General features: G+C 74.3%; 15 protein-coding genes. 13 read left to right on the top strand and 2 right to left on the bottom strand.

Features of this window, described 5'->3' with window-relative positions; translation table 11 throughout:
• Nucleotides 1-230 precede the first annotated feature (230 nt).
• Nucleotides 231-614 carry a VOC family protein gene (locus tag POF43_RS03135; protein WP_271318416.1) on the bottom strand — a complete coding sequence of 128 codons (384 nt, stop codon included), beginning with the start codon at nucleotides 612-614 and terminating at the stop codon, nucleotides 231-233.
• Between the two features lie 343 nt (nucleotides 615-957).
• On the opposite strand from POF43_RS03135, the gene POF43_RS03140 reads away from it, so the two are divergent.
• The 6 genes from POF43_RS03140 to efeB all read left to right on the top strand — a co-directional run bounded on the left by POF43_RS03140 (nucleotide 958) and on the right by efeB (nucleotide 7,978).
• Nucleotides 958-1,872 (top strand): NADP-dependent oxidoreductase, encoded by a 915-nt coding sequence (locus POF43_RS03140; protein ID WP_271325767.1) that lies wholly within the window; start codon nucleotides 958-960, stop codon nucleotides 1,870-1,872.
• Between the two features lie 329 nt (nucleotides 1,873-2,201).
• Complete coding sequence (locus POF43_RS03145) at nucleotides 2,202-2,936, top strand: GNAT family N-acetyltransferase (RefSeq protein WP_271323657.1); 735 nt, start codon at nucleotides 2,202-2,204, stop codon at nucleotides 2,934-2,936.
• 683 nt (nucleotides 2,937-3,619) lie between these two features.
• Entirely contained in the window at nucleotides 3,620-4,126 is a 507-nt protein-coding gene (locus tag POF43_RS03150; RefSeq protein ID WP_271317007.1) for an Asp23/Gls24 family envelope stress response protein, read from the top strand.
• 300 nt (nucleotides 4,127-4,426) lie between these two features.
• Nucleotides 4,427-5,305, top strand: a complete 879-nt coding sequence (locus POF43_RS03155; protein WP_271323656.1) for an alkaline phosphatase family protein — start codon at nucleotides 4,427-4,429, stop codon at nucleotides 5,303-5,305.
• A 151-nt stretch (nucleotides 5,306-5,456) separates the two neighbouring features.
• Nucleotides 5,457-6,704 carry an EfeM/EfeO family lipoprotein gene (locus tag POF43_RS03160; protein WP_271323655.1) on the top strand — a complete coding sequence of 416 codons (1,248 nt, stop codon included), beginning with the start codon at nucleotides 5,457-5,459 and terminating at the stop codon, nucleotides 6,702-6,704.
• A complete protein-coding gene (gene efeB / locus POF43_RS03165; RefSeq protein WP_271323654.1) occupies nucleotides 6,701-7,978 on the top strand; it encodes an iron uptake transporter deferrochelatase/peroxidase subunit in 1,278 nt (425 codons plus the stop codon). The genes POF43_RS03160 and efeB overlap by 4 nt, the downstream gene beginning before the upstream one ends.
• A 223-nt stretch (nucleotides 7,979-8,201) precedes the next feature.
• Here the strand turns inward: efeB and POF43_RS03170 are convergent, their stop codons facing one another.
• Nucleotides 8,202-9,842 (bottom strand): FAD-dependent monooxygenase, encoded by a 1,641-nt coding sequence (locus tag POF43_RS03170; protein WP_271314917.1) that lies wholly within the window; start codon nucleotides 9,840-9,842, stop codon nucleotides 8,202-8,204.
• 140 nt (nucleotides 9,843-9,982) lie between these two features.
• Here POF43_RS03170 and POF43_RS03175 point away from each other — a divergent pair, with 140 nt between their 5' ends.
• From POF43_RS03175 to POF43_RS03205, 7 genes are all read left to right on the top strand, one after another.
• Nucleotides 9,983-11,083 (top strand): SchA/CurD-like domain-containing protein, encoded by a 1,101-nt coding sequence (locus POF43_RS03175; RefSeq protein ID WP_271314916.1) that lies wholly within the window; start codon nucleotides 9,983-9,985, stop codon nucleotides 11,081-11,083.
• A 144-nt stretch (nucleotides 11,084-11,227) separates the two neighbouring features.
• Entirely contained in the window at nucleotides 11,228-11,707 is a 480-nt protein-coding gene (locus POF43_RS03180) for a cupin domain-containing protein (RefSeq protein WP_271324305.1), read from the top strand.
• Entirely contained in the window at nucleotides 11,704-12,972 is a 1,269-nt protein-coding gene (locus tag POF43_RS03185) for a beta-ketoacyl-[acyl-carrier-protein] synthase family protein (protein ID WP_271314914.1), read from the top strand. The genes POF43_RS03180 and POF43_RS03185 overlap by 4 nt, the downstream gene beginning before the upstream one ends.
• Nucleotides 12,969-14,192, top strand: a complete 1,224-nt coding sequence (locus tag POF43_RS03190) for a beta-ketoacyl synthase N-terminal-like domain-containing protein (RefSeq protein WP_271314913.1) — start codon at nucleotides 12,969-12,971, stop codon at nucleotides 14,190-14,192. Before POF43_RS03185 ends, POF43_RS03190 begins: the two co-directional genes overlap by 4 nt.
• Nucleotides 14,193-14,227: 35 nt before the next feature.
• Nucleotides 14,228-14,485, top strand: coding sequence for an acyl carrier protein (locus POF43_RS03195; protein ID WP_271314912.1), 258 nt, complete (start codon nucleotides 14,228-14,230; stop codon nucleotides 14,483-14,485).
• Nucleotide 14,486: 1 nt separating this feature from the next.
• Nucleotides 14,487-15,047: an SRPBCC family protein gene (locus POF43_RS03200; RefSeq protein WP_271324306.1), complete on the top strand. Its 561-nt coding sequence runs from the start codon at nucleotides 14,487-14,489 to the stop codon at nucleotides 15,045-15,047.
• Nucleotides 15,044-15,376: a TcmI family type II polyketide cyclase gene (locus POF43_RS03205; RefSeq protein ID WP_271314910.1), complete on the top strand. Its 333-nt coding sequence runs from the start codon at nucleotides 15,044-15,046 to the stop codon at nucleotides 15,374-15,376. Before POF43_RS03200 ends, POF43_RS03205 begins: the two co-directional genes overlap by 4 nt.
• Nucleotides 15,377-15,436: the final 60 nt, after the last annotated feature.

Here is a 15,436-nt window from a genome sequence, read left to right on the forward strand (position 1 = left end):
GGCAAACGTCGTGGGCCGGGCGTCATACGGACGGGCGGGGCTCGGGACGGGGGCACGACGATTCCCGCCCCCGTCCGTTCACCCGGCTCCGGCACGCGTGGCCGCCCGGCTCCCGTTGCGTCGACTCAGTACGTCAACTCACTGCGTCAACGTTCGGCCCGGCGCTTCGTCAACTCGCCGCGTCCATCCGTGGCGTCAACTCATCGCGTCAACCTGAGTCCCGTCACGTGTTACAGGGGCTGGAGCCGGGCGTTCAGGAGGCAGAACTCGTTGCCTTCCGGGTCGATCAGGACGTGCCAGTTCTCGGTGCCGCTCTGGCCGATGTCGGCGGGCCTGGCGCCGAGGTCGAGCAGGCGCTGGAGCTCGGCGGCCTGGTCGCGGTCCGTGGCGTTGACGTCGATGTGCAGTCGAAGCTTCCCGGGCCGCGGGTCGCTGTTGAGGCTGAAGATGAGGGTGGGCTGCGGACCGCCGAAGCCGACGCCGGCCGGCCCGATCTCGATGCTTCCGTCACTTTCCCGGCTGAGTTCGACGTAGTCGAGGACCTCGCTCCAGAACGCGGCCAACCGTTCGGGGTCGGCGGTGTCGATGATCAACTCACTGATGCGGCATGCCATGCCCGTCAGTGTACGGAGACCGCCCGGGAGTCGACCGCCGGAGGCGAACCTGCCGGAACGTTGCGGTGCGGTGCGGCGCGCTTCGTGGTGCTTCGGTTCGGTTCCGTTCGTTCCGGTTCCGTTCGGTTACGGAAGGACGTCCGCAGCCGGCTGCGGACCGGACCGCCTGCCGCCGACGCACCCCACCGAGACGGTGTCACCCATCCGTGGCACATGTCCGGTACCGGGGAATAGCAGGGCGGACCGGGCGGCTGGAACGGTGAGCGACGCGGTGCACACGCGCCGGGGAGTGGGACGTCGGGGCGGGACGAGTCGACTGGGAACGTGGGAAAGGAGCAGGGCGATGCCTGAGGCGTATGTGTTCACGGCGTTCGGCGGACCCGAGGTGGAGGGGTACGCCGACCTGCCGGTGGCCGAGCCGGGTCCGGGGCAGGTGCGGATCGCGGTGCGGGCCGCGGGGGTGAACCCGGTGGACTGGAAGCTGCGTTCCGGGATGATGCCCGCCGTGGCCGACGGTGGTTTCCCGGTGGTCTTCGGCAACGAGGTGGCCGGCGTGGTCGAGGCCGTCGGCCCGGACACCGAGGACTTCGCGGTCGGCGACGAGGTCTTCGGCAATCCGCTGACCGGCGGTTACGCCCGCCGGACGCTGCTGTCGGCCGCGCTGACCGCGCACAAACCGCCGGAGCTGTCGTTCACCGACGCGGCGGCCCTGCCGGTCGCGGCGGCCACCGCGTACGACGCGCTGCGCCAACTGGCGCTGCCGCGCGGCTCGACGCTCGTGCTGGTCGGCGCCGGCGGCGGTGTCGGCGTGGCCGCGGCCCAGATCGCGGCGCACGAGGGGATCCGGGTGGTCGGCGTGGCGAGCGCCGGCAAGCGGGAGCTGGTGGAGTCGTTCGGCGCGGTCCACGTGGCCCACGGCGACGGCGTGGCGGACCGGGTGGCGGCCGCGGCGCCGGACGGGGTGGACGCGGTGCTCGACCTGGCCGGCGGCGCGGGCCTGGAGGCGGTCGCCTCCGCCCTGCCGGGCGTGCGGCTGGTCACCGCCGGCGACCCGGTGACCGCCGGCCGCTTCGGCGGCGTGATGGTCGAACGGGTCCGCGGCGCGGACGCCCTCGCCGAGGTGGCCCGGCTCGCGGTGGCCGGCGTGCTGTCGCCCGGGGTGACAGCGGTCTTCGGCCTCGACGAGGCCGGCCGGGCCCAGCGGTCGGTGGAGAGCGGCCACGCGATCGGCAAGACGGTCATCGAGGTGACCGCATGACGGCTGCGACCCCCTCGGGCGGGGAGCCGACGCCGCACGGCGGGCGGGCAGCGGGGCAGGGGGCGCCGGCCGGCACGGGGCATGCCGCAGCGACCTCACCGGCCGGGTCGCCGGCCGCGCCTGCCACCTCTCCCGCGCCAGCCACATCTCCCGCGTCGGCCACGTCTCCCGCGCCGACCGCGCCGACCACCCCTCCCGCGTCCTCCACCCCCACCGCGATACCCCGGCCGCCCACCCCGACCACGGCATCGCCCGCCTCGCCCGCACCGGCGGCCCCGGCACCGGCGAACCCGGCACCGGCAGACACCGCACCGGCGAACCCCGCCTCGGTGGACCCCGCGCTGGCGAATCCGGGGCTGGCGGCGCTCACCGGGCCGGACGGCCACCGTGCGGAGCGGCGCGGGCGGGTGCTGCGGTACGCCGGGGGTGACGTGTGCCCGTTCCTGGGGTGGCCCGACGACCCGGACGAGCGGGACTGGGCGGACCTGGCCGCGTTGCTGGGCCCGGGCGGCCAGGCCGGGTTCGCGGCGGTCGACGTGGCGCCGCCGCCGGGGTGGGAGGTGGCGTTCCGCATCCGGGGCGTGCAGATGCTCGGCGACGGGGTCGCGGGCGCGCCGGCCCCGGAGGCGGTGCCGCTCGGCGCGGCCGACGTGCCGGAGATGCTGGACCTGGTCGAGCGCACCAGGCCGGGACCGTTCCTGGAGCGGACCGTGGAACTGGGCGGCTACCTGGGCATACGGCGCGGCGGGGCACTGGTGGCCATGGCCGGCGAACGCCTGCACCTGCCGGGGTGGACCGAGATCAGCGCGGTATGCACCGACCCGGCGTTCCGGGGCCAGGGCCTGGCCGGACGGCTGGTCGCGGCGGTAGCGGCCGGCATACGGGCCCGCGGCGGGCGCCCCATGCTGCACGCCGCCGGCGACAACACCGGCGCGATCCGGCTCTACGAATCGATGGGGTTCCGACTGCACCGCACGGTGTACTTCACCGGCCTGATCGTGCCGGACGCGGTCGCCGCACCGGCACGGAAGCAGTCGCGTGAACCGGCGGAGGCGACAGCGTAGGCACGACGGCGTGGGCACGAAGCACGACGGCGTAGGCACGAGGCACGACGGCGTAGGCACAAGGCACACGGAGTGCGCGGCGGCGGGCGGCGGCGACGCCGGCGGATGACGCCGGCGGATGACGTCGGCGGCGACCCGGCGCCGTTGCTGGTGCCGGCGCCGGTGCGACGACGTCGGCGGCAGAAGACGTGAGGGCGTAGGCAGCGGAGGACGAGGGCACCGGCTCGGGGAGCAAGGGGCGAGCGCCGCGGGCCGAAGGGCGGCAGGTGCGGGCGGGCGGCGCGGGCGGATGGTGCGAGGTGCCGGCCGCGCGGTGGGGGTGCTGCGCACGGGCTGGCTTTGACCGGGGCGCCGACGCGTGCGCGACACGGTCGCTGGCCGGAGCGCGGCGCCGCCTTTCCCCGTGGGGCGAGCGCACTTTTCCCGGGACGCGAGCGCCGCTCTTCCCGTGGGGCGAGCGCCGCTTCTCCCGTAAGGCGAGCGGCCTGCGCGGCCTTGCCCCGGCTCAGGGAGCGACCGCGGCGCCCACCACGCCCCCGCTAATCCGACAATAAGTGCCAATCGTCACAGATCGGACTAGGCTTGGCCTGAGGTCGCGTGCCGTGGGCGCGCCGAGCGGGCGGGCCGGCCCGGCGGGACGCGAGAAGGCCGGAGGCACGCATCGGACGAGTCAGGAGAACCCCATGACAGACACCCTCTCCCGCAACGCCAAGGACACCCGGCCCGGCGGGGGCGAGCAGTCGGACCGGTCGCCGCAGGGACGCAGCGGTACGGACATCAAGGCGGAGGAGCGCGGCCGCACCAGCATCGCGAACGACGTGGTGGAGAAGATCGCCGGCATGGCGACCCGGGAGGTACCCGGCGTCTACGGCCTGGGCGCCGGGATGAGCCGGGCGCTGGGCACCATGCGCGACCGGGTACCGGGCGGCAGCCGGGACAGCAGCGTCACCCGGGGCGTGAAGGTCGAGGTCGGCGAGAAGGAGGCGGCGGTCGACCTGGACGTGGTCGTCGAGTACGACGTCGACATCATGCGGCTGGCCGGGCAGATCCGCTCCACCGTGGTCAGCGAGGTCGAGGGCATGACCGGCCTGGACGTGGTCGAGGTCAACATAGCCGTCGACGACGTCCATCTCCCGCAGGAGGAGTCGGAGTCCGACGAGGACGCGGACGAGGGCGGCCGCGTTCGCTGACCATTCCTGACGCTTCGTCAGTTCTCCGCGCCCCGGGCACCGTCGCCCGGGGCGCGGACCTACGTCTACCCCCGGCCGAGGTATGTGTTGTAGCGTCATATGGCCGACGGTGCCCGGGTGTTCGGGTGCGGCGCGGCGGTTCCGGGCAGTGACTGCCGGACGGTACCCCACCATCGTTCAGCCTCTGTTCACCCGTGGGTCCCCGGAACTCCGCGCGGAGGGTGAGCCGGGCAGCGGATCATCTGCTGCGCCGCTCGGCCGGGCCGACGCCCGGTGCCCCCTTCCCCCCATGGAGAAACGATGCGCCTCAAGCTGCGTCCCGCCCTCCCGTTCGCCGCCGCCGCCGCGGCGGCCGCCTTCGTCGCCGCCGCCCTCTACCCGCACGCCGGTTCCGTCACGCCGGTCGGGCCGGCCGCCAGCGCCGTCGCCGCGCCGGCCCACGTCGTGGTGGTGATGGAGGAGAACCACTCCTACTCCGACATCATCGGCAACACCGCCCAGGCCCCGTACATCAACTCGCTCGCCTCCCAAGGGGCTTCGCTCACCTCGTCGTTCGGTGTGACGCACCCCAGCGAGCCCAACTACATGGCGCTGTTCTCCGGGAGCACCGACGGGCTGACCGCCGACAGCTGCCCGGTCAGCGCGGGCAGTGCGGCGAACCTCGGCTCCGAACTGCTCGCCGCCGGCAAGACGTTCAAGGGGTACTCCGAGGGCCTGCCGAGCACCGGCTCGACGACCTGCACATCGGGGTCCTACGCGCGCAAGCACGCGCCGTGGATCAACTTCAGCAACGTGCCGACCTCCGACTCGCTGCCGTTCTCCTCCTTCCCCTCCGACTACAGCAAGCTGCCGACCGTCTCGTTCGTCATCCCGAACCTGGACGACGACATGCACGACGGCACCATCAACCAGGCCGACAGCTGGCTGAACGACAACATCTCGTCGTACGCGACCTGGGCGAAGGCCAACAACAGCCTGCTGATCGTCACTTGGGACGAGGACGACTACACCGAGAGCAACCAGATCCCCACGCTCTTCGTGGGCGCCGGTGTCAAGACCGGTCAGTTCAGCGACAGCGCCGACCACTACGACGTGCTCGCCACGCTGGAGCAGCTGTACGGCCTGGGCAAGGTCGGCGCCAGCGCGAGCGCCACGCCGATCACCGACATCTTCAACTGACGGCGTCGCCCGCACGACCGCCCGACCGCGTAACCTGCACGCCCGCCCGACCTGAACGACCGCACACCGCACGACCCGCGTGACCGCACATCGCACACCGCACCACCCGCGTGACCGACCGCCGCCGGCCCACCGAGAGGACTCCCCCGCCATGTCCGAGCCGGACCCCGAGCCGGACCCGGCCCCGGAGCCCGGCCGGTCCTTCCGATGGGCCGGACCGCGCCGGGTGTCCGGCCGGCGGGCGGCGGCGGCCGGGCTGGCGCTGGCGGCGGTCGCTGCGGGCGCCGGGCTGGGCGCCGCGCGGGGCCACTCCCCCGCGGTCGCCGGCGGGCCGCTCGCGGTGGACACCGCGCGGTGCGGCACGCCCGCGACGCGGATGGCGGCCGGGCCGGTGGCGTTCACCGTCACCGACAGCTCGCGCACCGCGTACGTGTCGGTGTACCTGACCGACGCCGGCGGCGGGCGGGTCTACGGCGAGATCCCGTGGCTCACCCCGCGGCACGCGGCGCCGCTGAACACCACGCTGGCCGCCGGGCGTTACGCGGTGCGCTGCGTCTTCTCCGACGGCACCAAGCGCACCTCGCGGCCGGTGACGGTCAGCGGCCGGGCGAGCGGGGCGGCGGCCGGATACCGGCCGGTGCCGGACCTGGCGATGACCGCACCGGTCACCGCGTACCGCTCGTGGGTCTCGGGCCGGCTGCCCGTGCTGCTGACCGCGGTGCGGCGGCTGGACGGCGACGTGCGGCGCGGCGACCTGTCCGCCGCCCGGCGCGACTGGCTGACCGGGCATCTGGACTACGAACGGCTGGGCGCCGCCTACCACTCCTTCGGCGACTTCGACGACGCCGTCGACGGCATGGCGGACGGGCGGCCCGGCGGGGAGGCGTCCGCCGGCTGGACCGGGTTCGAGGCCGTCGAGTACGGGCTGTGGCACGGGCGGGGCGCGGACCGGCTGCGGCCGCTGACCGCGCGGCTGGTCAAGGACGTGACCGCCCTGGAACGGGACTTCCCCAGCGAGGACACCGATCCGGGCGACCTGCCGCTGCGGGCGCACGAGATCCTGGAGAACGCCCTGGAGTTCCAGCTCGGCGGCTCGGCCGACTACGGCAGCGGGACGACGCTGGCCACGGTGGGCGCCAACATCGCCGGCACCCGCGAGGTGGTCCGGGCGCTGACCCCGCTGATCCGGCCACGCGACCCGGCGCTGCTCACCACCGTCACCCGGGACCTGGACCGGGCCGACGCCGACGTGGCCGCGTGCCGTACGGCCGGCGGCGGCTGGACGCCGGCGCGGAGCCTGGACCGCGAACGGCGCGCCCGGGTCGACGGCGATCTCGGCCAGGCCCTGGAAGACCTCTCGTCGCTGCCCGGACTGCTCGCCCCGAGGACGTCAGCATGAACACACCGCACCCGACACCGGACGCCGGCACGAGCACACCGCGCCCGTCACCGGTGGGCCGCCGGGCCTTCCTGCGCGGCGCCACCGCGGTCGGCGCCGCCGGGGCCGGCGCGGCCGCGTTCGGGGTGGCCGACGCGATGACCGCGACCGCCGCCCCGGCGTCCGGCCGCCGCGTCCCGTTCGAGGGCGTCCACCAGGCGGGCATCGTCACCCCGCAGCAGCAGGCCGCGACGTTCGTCTCCCTCCAGGCGATCGCGCCGGACCGCGCGGCGCTGCGCGAGATGTTCCGCACGCTGACCGACCGGGCGCGGTTCCTGACCGCGGGCGGGCCGGCGCCGGCCGGTGACGTGGCGGCCGTGCCGTCCGACAGCGCCACGCTCGGGCCGGTCGTGCCCAGCGACGGGCTCACCGTCACGGTGGGCGTCGGCGCGTCGCTGTTCGACCACCGCTACGGGCTGGCCGACCGCCGTCCGGCGCGGCTGACCGCGATGCCGGTCTTCCCCGACGACCACACCGACGGCTCCGCCGAGCTGCACGGTGACATCTCGTTGCAGATCTGCGCCGACTCGCGCGACACGGTCATGCACGCGCTGCGCGACATCACCCGGCACACCCGCTCCGGGATGCAGCCGGTGTGGAAGGCCGACGGTTTCCGGGCGGCACCCCGGCCCAGCGGCACGCCGCGCAACCAGCTGGGCTTCAAGGACGGCACCGGCAACCCGGACGTGGCCGACCCGGCGACCGCCGACGCGCTGATCTGGACGCGCGGCGCGGCGGACGGCGAGCCGGCCTGGGCGGACGGCGGCTCGTACCAGGTGATCCGGATCATCCGGATGCTGGTGGAGTTCTGGGACCGGGTCTCGCTCCAGGAGCAGGAGACGATGATCGGCCGCCGCCGGGACTCCGGCGCGCCGCTGGACGGCACCGCGGAGTCCGACGTCCCGGACTACGCGGCCGACCCGCGGGGGCAGGTCACCTCGCTGGACGCGCACATCCGGCTGGCCAACCCGCGGACCGCGCGGAGTGCGGCGGGCCGGATGCTGCGCCGCGGCTACAACTACGACCGCGGTCTCGACCTCAACGGCGACCTGGACGTGGGCCTGCTGTTCTGCTGCTACCAGCGCGACGTCGCCCGGCAGTTCCAGGCGGCGCAGGAACGGCTGGCGGGCGAGCCGCTGGTGGACTACGTCCGGCCCACCGGCGGCGGCTACTTCTTCGCGCTGCCCGGGGTGCGGGGCCCCGGCGACCACTTGGCCGCCGCCCTGCTGGCCTGACCCCGCACCCCCGCCACACCGCGGCCCGCGCCTCCGCGCCGCCTCCGCGCACCTCCGCGCCACACCGCGGCCGGCACCGGAGCACCGTGCACCCCGGCACCGGCACCGGCACCCGCCGACAGCGCACCGCACTCCCGGACCGCCCGGACGGCGCGATCGGCACCCCCGGGCAACGGCAACGCACTGCGCCCCGGACGGCTCCCCCGCACCCCCGGCCCCGCCCTCAGCCCAGACGCAGCAACTCCCGCAGCACCCGCGTCAGTTCCTCCTCCGGATCGGGTACCGCGCCGGAAGCGCGCCAGGCGACGAAGCCGTCCGGGCGTACCAGGACCGCGCCGTCGGCCGCCGTACCGTGGGCGGCGGCCCAGTCGGCGCCGTCCTGCGGGGTGAGGTCGGCGTGCGGGCCGGTGCCGAGGCGGTGGGCGTCCAGCGGTACCGACAGGCGTTCGGCCACCGCGCGGGCGGCGGTCTGCCAGGCGGCGCCGGCCTCGCCGTCGCCGGACAGCAGCACCAGGGAACGTTCGTACAGGTCGAGCGTGGAGCGCCGCTCGCCCTGCCGCGCGGCGGTCAGCCACAGGTGCGGGGCGCGGCCGCCGGGCTCGCCGGTCGGCTCGAAGTCCTGCGGGACGACCGGGCCGTCCGGGTCGGCGCCAAGCACCGCGCCGCGCGGGTAGCGGTAGCCGAGGGCGACGACCAGCACGCCCTTCTGCGGTCCGCCGCCGGCCGGCGGGGCGTAACCGGGGTGGCTGTGCTCGGCGGAGCGGGCCGAGGCGCGTTCGCTGGTGGCGACGGCGACCGGGCGGCGTTCGGCCTCGTAGGTCTCCAGCAGTTCGGGCCCGGCCCAGCCGTCGATGACCGCGGCGAGCTTCCAGGCGGCGTTGTGGGCGTCCTGGATGCCGGTGTTGGAGCCGAAGGCGCCGGTGGGCGACATCTCGTGGACCGCGTCGCCGGCCAGCAGCACCCGGCCGTCGGCGTACCGGTCGGCGACGCGTTCGGCGGCCCGCCAGGGGGCCTTGCCGGTGATCATGACGTCCAGGTCCGGCACGCCGACGGCGGCGCGGATGTGGGTGGCGCAGCGCTCGTCGGTGAACTCCTCCAGGGTCTCGCCGTCCTCGGGTTTCCAGGGGGCGTGGAAGACCCAGTTCTCCTGGTTGTCGACCGGCAGCAGTACGCCGCCGGCGTCCGGGTCGGTCAGGTAGCAGGCGATGAAACGCCGGTCGCCGACCGCTTCGGCGAGCCGTTTGGCCCGGAAGGTGATGGAGACGTTGGCGAACAGCTCGCCGCGGCCGGACTGGCCGATGTCCAGGGCGCGGCGCACCGAGCTGCGCGGTCCGTCGGCGGCCAGCAGGTAGCCGGCCCGTACCTCGCGCCGCTCGCCGGTGGCCCGGTCGAGCAGCGTGGCGGTGACGCCGTCGCGGTCCTGGGTGAACGAGACCAGCTCGGTGTTGAAGCGGATGTCGCCGCCGAGCCGGCGGGCGCAGCCCAGCAGCACCGGCTCCAGGTCGTTCTGGCTGCACAGGCACCAGCCGGACGGGCTGATGGCCTCCAGGCGGCCGCCGGGGCTGATCCGGCGGAAGAGCCAGTGCGCGTCGTCGCCGGTGAGCGAGCCGGCCTGGAGGATGCCGTGGTTGTCGGCCAGCACCGAGGCGGCCTGGCGGATCAGCGGTTCGGCGCCGGCCGCGCGGTACAGCTCCATGGTGCGCAGGTTGTTGCCCCGGCCGCGGGGGTGGCTGGAGGTGTCGGGGTGCTTCTCGACCAGCGTGTGCCGGATACCGAGGCGGCCCAGGAAGAGTGAGGCGGACAGGCCGACGAGCGACCCTCCGACGATGAGGACCGGAACCCGGTCATCGGCCGTGGAAGTCATGGCTGGCTTCATAGCCGGATTGAGGGCCCAATTGCCGCTCATCACTCTATTGGATCACAAATCTCGCACCGGACGGCCGTCGCGGAGACGATCAGTCACGGACCTCGGGGTCGATCTCGCTCTCGAAGGAGAGGTGGAACATGACACCGCTGGCCGAAAAGGTCTCGCAATCCGCTCTCGACGGCTCCCGGCTTCGCGTCGTGCTGCAGCTGGAGGTCGAGGACGGGGCCGAGCAGCGGTTCCTCGACGCGTACGACCAGATGTGCCGCCGGGTCGCCGCGGTACCCGGTCACATCAGCGACCAGCTGTGCCAGTCGATCGAGAACCCGTCCCAGTGGCTGCTGACCAGTGAGTGGGAGAGCGCGCTGCCCTTCCTGTCCTGGGTCGACAGCCCGGCCCACCTGGAGATGGTCGGGCCGTGGCACGGGTGTGTGCGCGACACCCGCTCGATGCGGTTCGCGGTGCTGCGGGAGACCGGCAATCCCCGCGGGACCACGGGCAAGTTGCAGGCCGGCGCCCGGATGGGCGACGGCATCGTGCGGCACGCCATCACCTTCACCGTCAAACCCGGCAGCGAGGAGAAGGTGGCGGGCATCCTGGCCGGCTACACCTCGCCGCGGGCCCGGGTCGACGACACCACGCGGCTGCGCCGCACCTCGCTGTTCATGCACGGCAACCGGGTCGTGCGGGCGGTGGAGGTGGAGGGCGAACTGGTCCGGGCGCTGCGGCACGTGGCGATGCAACCGGAGGTGCGGGCGGTCGAGGAGGCCATCAACCCGTACCTGGAACAGGAGCGTGATCTGAGCGACCCTCGGTCGGCACGGGATTTCTTCGCTCGCGCGGCCTTGCCCGCGGTCCACCATGTGGGCCCACGGCAACCCATGGGAGAAGTGATCCGGCACGCGCTGCACTACCCGGTCAAGCCCGGCTGCGGGCAGGCCGTCGCCAAGCTGCTCGCCCGGATGGACGAGCGGGCGGTCGGTGACGCGGACGGGCCGGTGGCCAGCAGCACCGTCTTCCTGCGGGAGGACACCGTGGTGCGGCTGGTGGACCTGCGCCGGCCGCTGGACCAGGTGCCGCTGGCCGCGATCGGGGTGCCGGACGCCCGCAAGGCCGCCGTGCTGGCCCGGCTGCTGCGGCTGGAGGACGGCGAACCGCCGCTGGCCGAGGCCGGCGTCAAACGGTTCCTGGCCGACTGCGACATGCGGCTGGTCACCGACCGCCAGGCGTCCGGGGCCTGACCCGCCGCCGCGACCGGTTCGCCGGTCACCCGGTTCCGGCCGCCCCCGCGGCGGCCGGAACCGGACCCCCGCCGGGAGCCGGCACGGACCCGACGCACCACGACAGCGGGCGCCGTCCCGTCCCCACCGCTGAAGGAGCCGAGCATGACCGTCACTCCCCCCGTCACCCCCCGCGTCGTCGACCTGGACTCCGCCGCGCCCAACCGGCGCCGCGGCGGCGACCTGCGGGCCATGCTGACCCCTGCCGCGGTCGGCGCCACCAGCGGCTTCATGGGCCTGGCGCTCATCGAGGCGGGCGACCGAATAGCGGAGCACTACCACCCGTACTCCGAGGAGTTCGTGTTCGTGGTCTGCGGCGCGCTGGAGGTCGACCTCGACGGCGTCACCCGTGAGCTCCACCCCGACCAGGGGCTGATGATCCCGGCGTTCGTGCGCCACCGCTTCCGCAACGTCGGCGACACGCAGGCCCGCATGGTCTTCCACTGCGGTCCGCTGGCCCCGCGCCCGGAGCTGGGCCACGTCGACACCGAGGAGACCGAGGGGCCAGGCCAGGTGCGGGGCGCCGGCCTCAGCCGGGGCCCGGCGGGCGCGGGAGGCGCCCACGACCGGGGCGGCGCCCGATGACGCGCCGGGTGGCGGTGACCGGCGTCGGGGTCGTGGCGCCGGGCGGGGTCGGGGTGCCCGCGTTCTGGGACATGCTGACGGCCGGCCGCACGGCGACCCGCGGCATCACCTTGTTCGACCCGGCGGGTTTCCGGTCCCGGATCGCGGCCGAGTGCGACTTCGAACCGCTGGCCTGCGGGCTGAGCGTGCAGGACGGTGAACGGGCCGACCGCTACGTGCAGTTCGCCCTGGTGGCGGCGGCCGAGGCGATCGCGGACTGCGGGCTGGACCTGGCCGTGCAGGACCCGTGGCGGATCGGGGTGTCACTGGGCACCGCGGTCGGCGGCACCACCCGGCTGGAGCGCGACTACCAGCTGGTCAGCGCGGGCGGCGAGCGCTGGGACGTCGACCACCGGCAGGCCGGGCAGCACCTGCACCGGGCGTTCGCGCCCAGCGCGCTGGCCTCCGAGGTCGCCGAACGCTACGGCGCCCGCGGCCCGGTGCAGACGGTCTCCACCGGCTGCACCTCGGGACTGGACGCCATCGGCTACGCCTTCCACGCCATCGAGGAGGGCCGCGCCGACGTCCTGCTGGCCGGCGCGTCGGACTCGCCGATCTCGCCGATCACGGTGGCCTGCTTCGACGCCATCAAGGCCACCTCCGCCAGCAACGACGACCCCGAGCACGCCTCCAAGCCGTTCGACCTGCGGCGCGACGGGTTCGTGATGGGCGAGGGCGGCGCGGTGGTGGTGCTGGAGGAGCTGGAGCACGCCCGGGCCCGCGGCGCCACCGTGTACTGCGAGATCGCCGGCTACGCCACGTTCGGCAACGCCTACCACATGACCGGCCTGACCAAGGAGGGGCTGGAGATGTCGGAGGCGATCGACCGGGCGCTGGAACACGCCCGGCTCGACCCGTCGGCCATCGACTACGTCAACGCGCACGGCTCGGGCACCAAGCAGAACGACCGGCACGAGACGGCGGCGGTCAAGCGGTCGCTGGGTGAGCACGCCTACGCGATCCCGATGAGTTCCATCAAGTCGATGGTGGGCCACTCGCTGGGCGCGATCGGCGCCATCGAGGTGGTGGCCTGCGTCCTGGCGCTGGCCCACGGCGTGGTGCCGCCGACCGCCAACTACGAGGTGCCCGACCCGGAGTGCGATCTGGACTACGTGCCGCGTACCGCCCGGCAGCTGGCGCTGCGGTCGGTGCTGTCGGTGGGCAGCGGCTTCGGCGGGTTCCAGTCGGCCGTCGTCCTCAACCGCGGCGAGGGGAGCCTGCGATGACCCGCGAGACGGTGATCACCGGTATCGGTGTGGTGGCGCCGAACGGCATCGGCGCCGAGGCGTTCTGGAAGTCGACGTCCGAGGGCATCAGCGTCCTGGACCGCATCAGCCGCGAGGGCTTCGAGGGGCTGCCGCTGCGGGTGGCCGGCGAGGTGCGCGGGTTCGACGCCGCGTCGGTGATCGAGGAGCGGTTCCTGGTGCAGACCGACCGGTTCACGCACTTCGCGATGGCCGCCGCCGACCTGGCGCTGGCCGACTCCGGGCTGCGGGCCGACCCCGGCTCCCCGTTCGGGGTGGGCGTGGTGACGGCGGCCGGCTCCGGCGGCGGCGAGTTCGGCCAGCGCGAGCTGCAACGCCTGTGGGGCCAGGGGCCGCGCTACGTCGGCCCGTACCAGTCGATCGCCTGGTTCTACGCGGCCAGCACCGGCCAGATCTCCATCCGCGGCGGCTTCAAGGGGCCGTGCGGTGTGGTGGCCAGCGACGAGGCCGGCGGGCTGGACGCCATCGCGCACGCCCGCGGCAACGTCCGGCGCGGCACCGACGCGGTCGTGGTCGGCGCGGCGGAGGCACCGCTCGCGCCGTACTCCGGGGTGTGCCAGCTGGGCTACGCCGAGCTGAGCCTGGTCGGCGAACCCGACGACGCCTACCTGCCGTTCACCACCAGCGCCCGCGGGTTCGTGCCCGCCGAGGGCGGCGCGATGCTGGTGGTGGAGGAGGCGCGGCACGCCGAGCGGCGCGGCGCCGGGATCCGGGCGGTGATCGCCGGGCAGGCGGCCACCTTCACCGGCGCGTCCCGCTGGCAGGACTCCCGCGAGGGCCTGGCCCGGGCCATCACCGGCGCGCTGGCCGACGCCGGGCTGTCACCGGCCGACGTCGACGTGGTGTTCGCCGACGCGATGGGCACCGTCGAGGCCGACCGGGCCGAGGCGCTGGCGCTGGCCGACGCGCTGGGCCGGTACGCCGGCCGGGTGCCGGTGACCGCGCCGAAGACCGGGACCGGCCGGGCGTACTGCGGTGCGCCGCTGCTGGACACCGCCGCGGCGGTGCTCGCCATCGAGCACGGCCTGGTGCCGCCGACGCCGCACGTCACCGACATCGCCCACGACCTGGACCTGGTCACCGGCCGGCCGCGCCCGGCGCGGCTGCGCACGGCGCTGGTCCTCAGCCGGGGGCTGATGGGTTCGAACTCGGCGCTGGTCGTCACCGCGCCACGTTCCTGACCGCCAGGCCGGGAACCCAGCCGAAAGGAAGCACTGTGAAGAAGGAACTGACCTACGAGGAACTGGCCGCGCTGATGAAGTCCAGCGCCGGGGTCACGGTCGATCCCGCCGCGCTGGCCGCCGGTCCCGACACGCGGTTCACCGAGTACGGCCTGGACTCGCTGGGGCTGCTCGGCATCGTCGGCGAACTGGAGAACCGGCACGGCATCGCCATCGACGGCGACGCCGACTCGTGCACGACCCCCCGCGCCTTCATCGAGGTCGTCAACGTCTCCCTCACGGCTGGAGTCTGACATGGCAGGACACACGCAGAACGAGATCACCGTCCCGGCGCCCCTCGACGTGGTGTGGGAGATGACCAACGATCTGCCGAACTGGACGGACCTGTTCAGCGAGTACGCCTCGGTGGAGATCCTCTCCGCCGAGCAGCAGGAGCACGGCAGCACCACCACGTTCCGGCTCACCATGCACCCGGACGAGAACGGCCAGGTGTGGAGCTGGGTCTCGGAGCGGATCACCGACCGCTCGGCGCGCACCGTGCGGGCCCGCCGGGTGGAGACCGGGCCGTTCGAGTTCATGGACATCCACTGGGCGTACCAGGAGGTGCCCGGCGGCACCGTGATGCGGTGGACGCAGGACTTCGCGATGAAGCCCGGCGCGCCGCTGGACGACGAGGGGATGACGCAGCGGATCAACGCCAACTCCCGGATCCAGCTGGAGCTGATCCGTGACCGGATCACCGAGCGCCACCAGGGCGGGGAGCGGCCGAAGCCGAAGCCGGTGCCGAAGCCGGCGCCGCGGGTGAGGAAGCCGGCCGCCCGGCGGGCGGCGGGCCACAAGGAGGACGCGGCATGACGCACCGCACGCTGATCGTGGCCCGGATGCGGCCGGAGTCGGCCGACCGGATCGCCGAGGTCTTCGCGGCCTCCGACGAGGGTGAGCTGCCCGGTCTGATCGGGGTGAGCGGGCGCAGCCTGTTCCACTTCGGCGACGACCTGTACCTGCACCTGGTCGAGGCGGACACCCCGCCGGACCGGCAGGTCGCCCGGCACCAGTCCCACCCGGAGTTCCGCGGCATCAGTGAACGGCTCAAGCCGTTCGTGCTGCCGTACGACCCGGAGACCTGGCGGGAGCCGAAGGACGCGATGGCCCAGGAGTTCTACCGCTGGGAGCGCAGCGGCTGACCCGGCCGCCGAGCGCGACGGGAGAGGGGCCCGGCCGGATCGCACCGGCCGGGCCCCTCC

The organism is Streptantibioticus silvisoli, assembly GCF_027947535.2.
Classification (GTDB): Bacteria; Actinomycetota; Actinomycetes; order Streptomycetales; family Streptomycetaceae; genus Streptantibioticus_C; species Streptantibioticus_C silvisoli.

Coding starts and splice junctions, on each gene's coding strand:
- POF43_RS03175 (WP_271314916.1), top strand. CDS start 9,983: ATGACACCGCTGGCCGAAAAGGTCTCGCAATCCGCTCTCGACGGCTCC.
- POF43_RS03205 (WP_271314910.1), top strand. CDS start 15,044: ATGACGCACCGCACGCTGATCGTGGCCCGGATGCGGCCGGAGTCGGCC.
- POF43_RS03185 (WP_271314914.1), top strand. CDS start 11,704: ATGACGCGCCGGGTGGCGGTGACCGGCGTCGGGGTCGTGGCGCCGGGC.
- POF43_RS03155 (WP_271323656.1), top strand. CDS start 4,427: ATGCGCCTCAAGCTGCGTCCCGCCCTCCCGTTCGCCGCCGCCGCCGCG.
- POF43_RS03140 (WP_271325767.1), top strand. CDS start 958: ATGCCTGAGGCGTATGTGTTCACGGCGTTCGGCGGACCCGAGGTGGAG.
- POF43_RS03180 (WP_271324305.1), top strand. CDS start 11,228: ATGACCGTCACTCCCCCCGTCACCCCCCGCGTCGTCGACCTGGACTCC.
- POF43_RS03170 (WP_271314917.1), bottom strand. CDS start 9,842: ATGACTTCCACGGCCGATGACCGGGTTCCGGTCCTCATCGTCGGAGGG.
- efeB (WP_271323654.1), top strand. CDS start 6,701: ATGAACACACCGCACCCGACACCGGACGCCGGCACGAGCACACCGCGC.
- POF43_RS03200 (WP_271324306.1), top strand. CDS start 14,487: ATGGCAGGACACACGCAGAACGAGATCACCGTCCCGGCGCCCCTCGAC.
- POF43_RS03160 (WP_271323655.1), top strand. CDS start 5,457: ATGTCCGAGCCGGACCCCGAGCCGGACCCGGCCCCGGAGCCCGGCCGG.
- POF43_RS03150 (WP_271317007.1), top strand. CDS start 3,620: ATGACAGACACCCTCTCCCGCAACGCCAAGGACACCCGGCCCGGCGGG.
- POF43_RS03190 (WP_271314913.1), top strand. CDS start 12,969: ATGACCCGCGAGACGGTGATCACCGGTATCGGTGTGGTGGCGCCGAAC.
- POF43_RS03135 (WP_271318416.1), bottom strand. CDS start 614: ATGGCATGCCGCATCAGTGAGTTGATCATCGACACCGCCGACCCCGAA.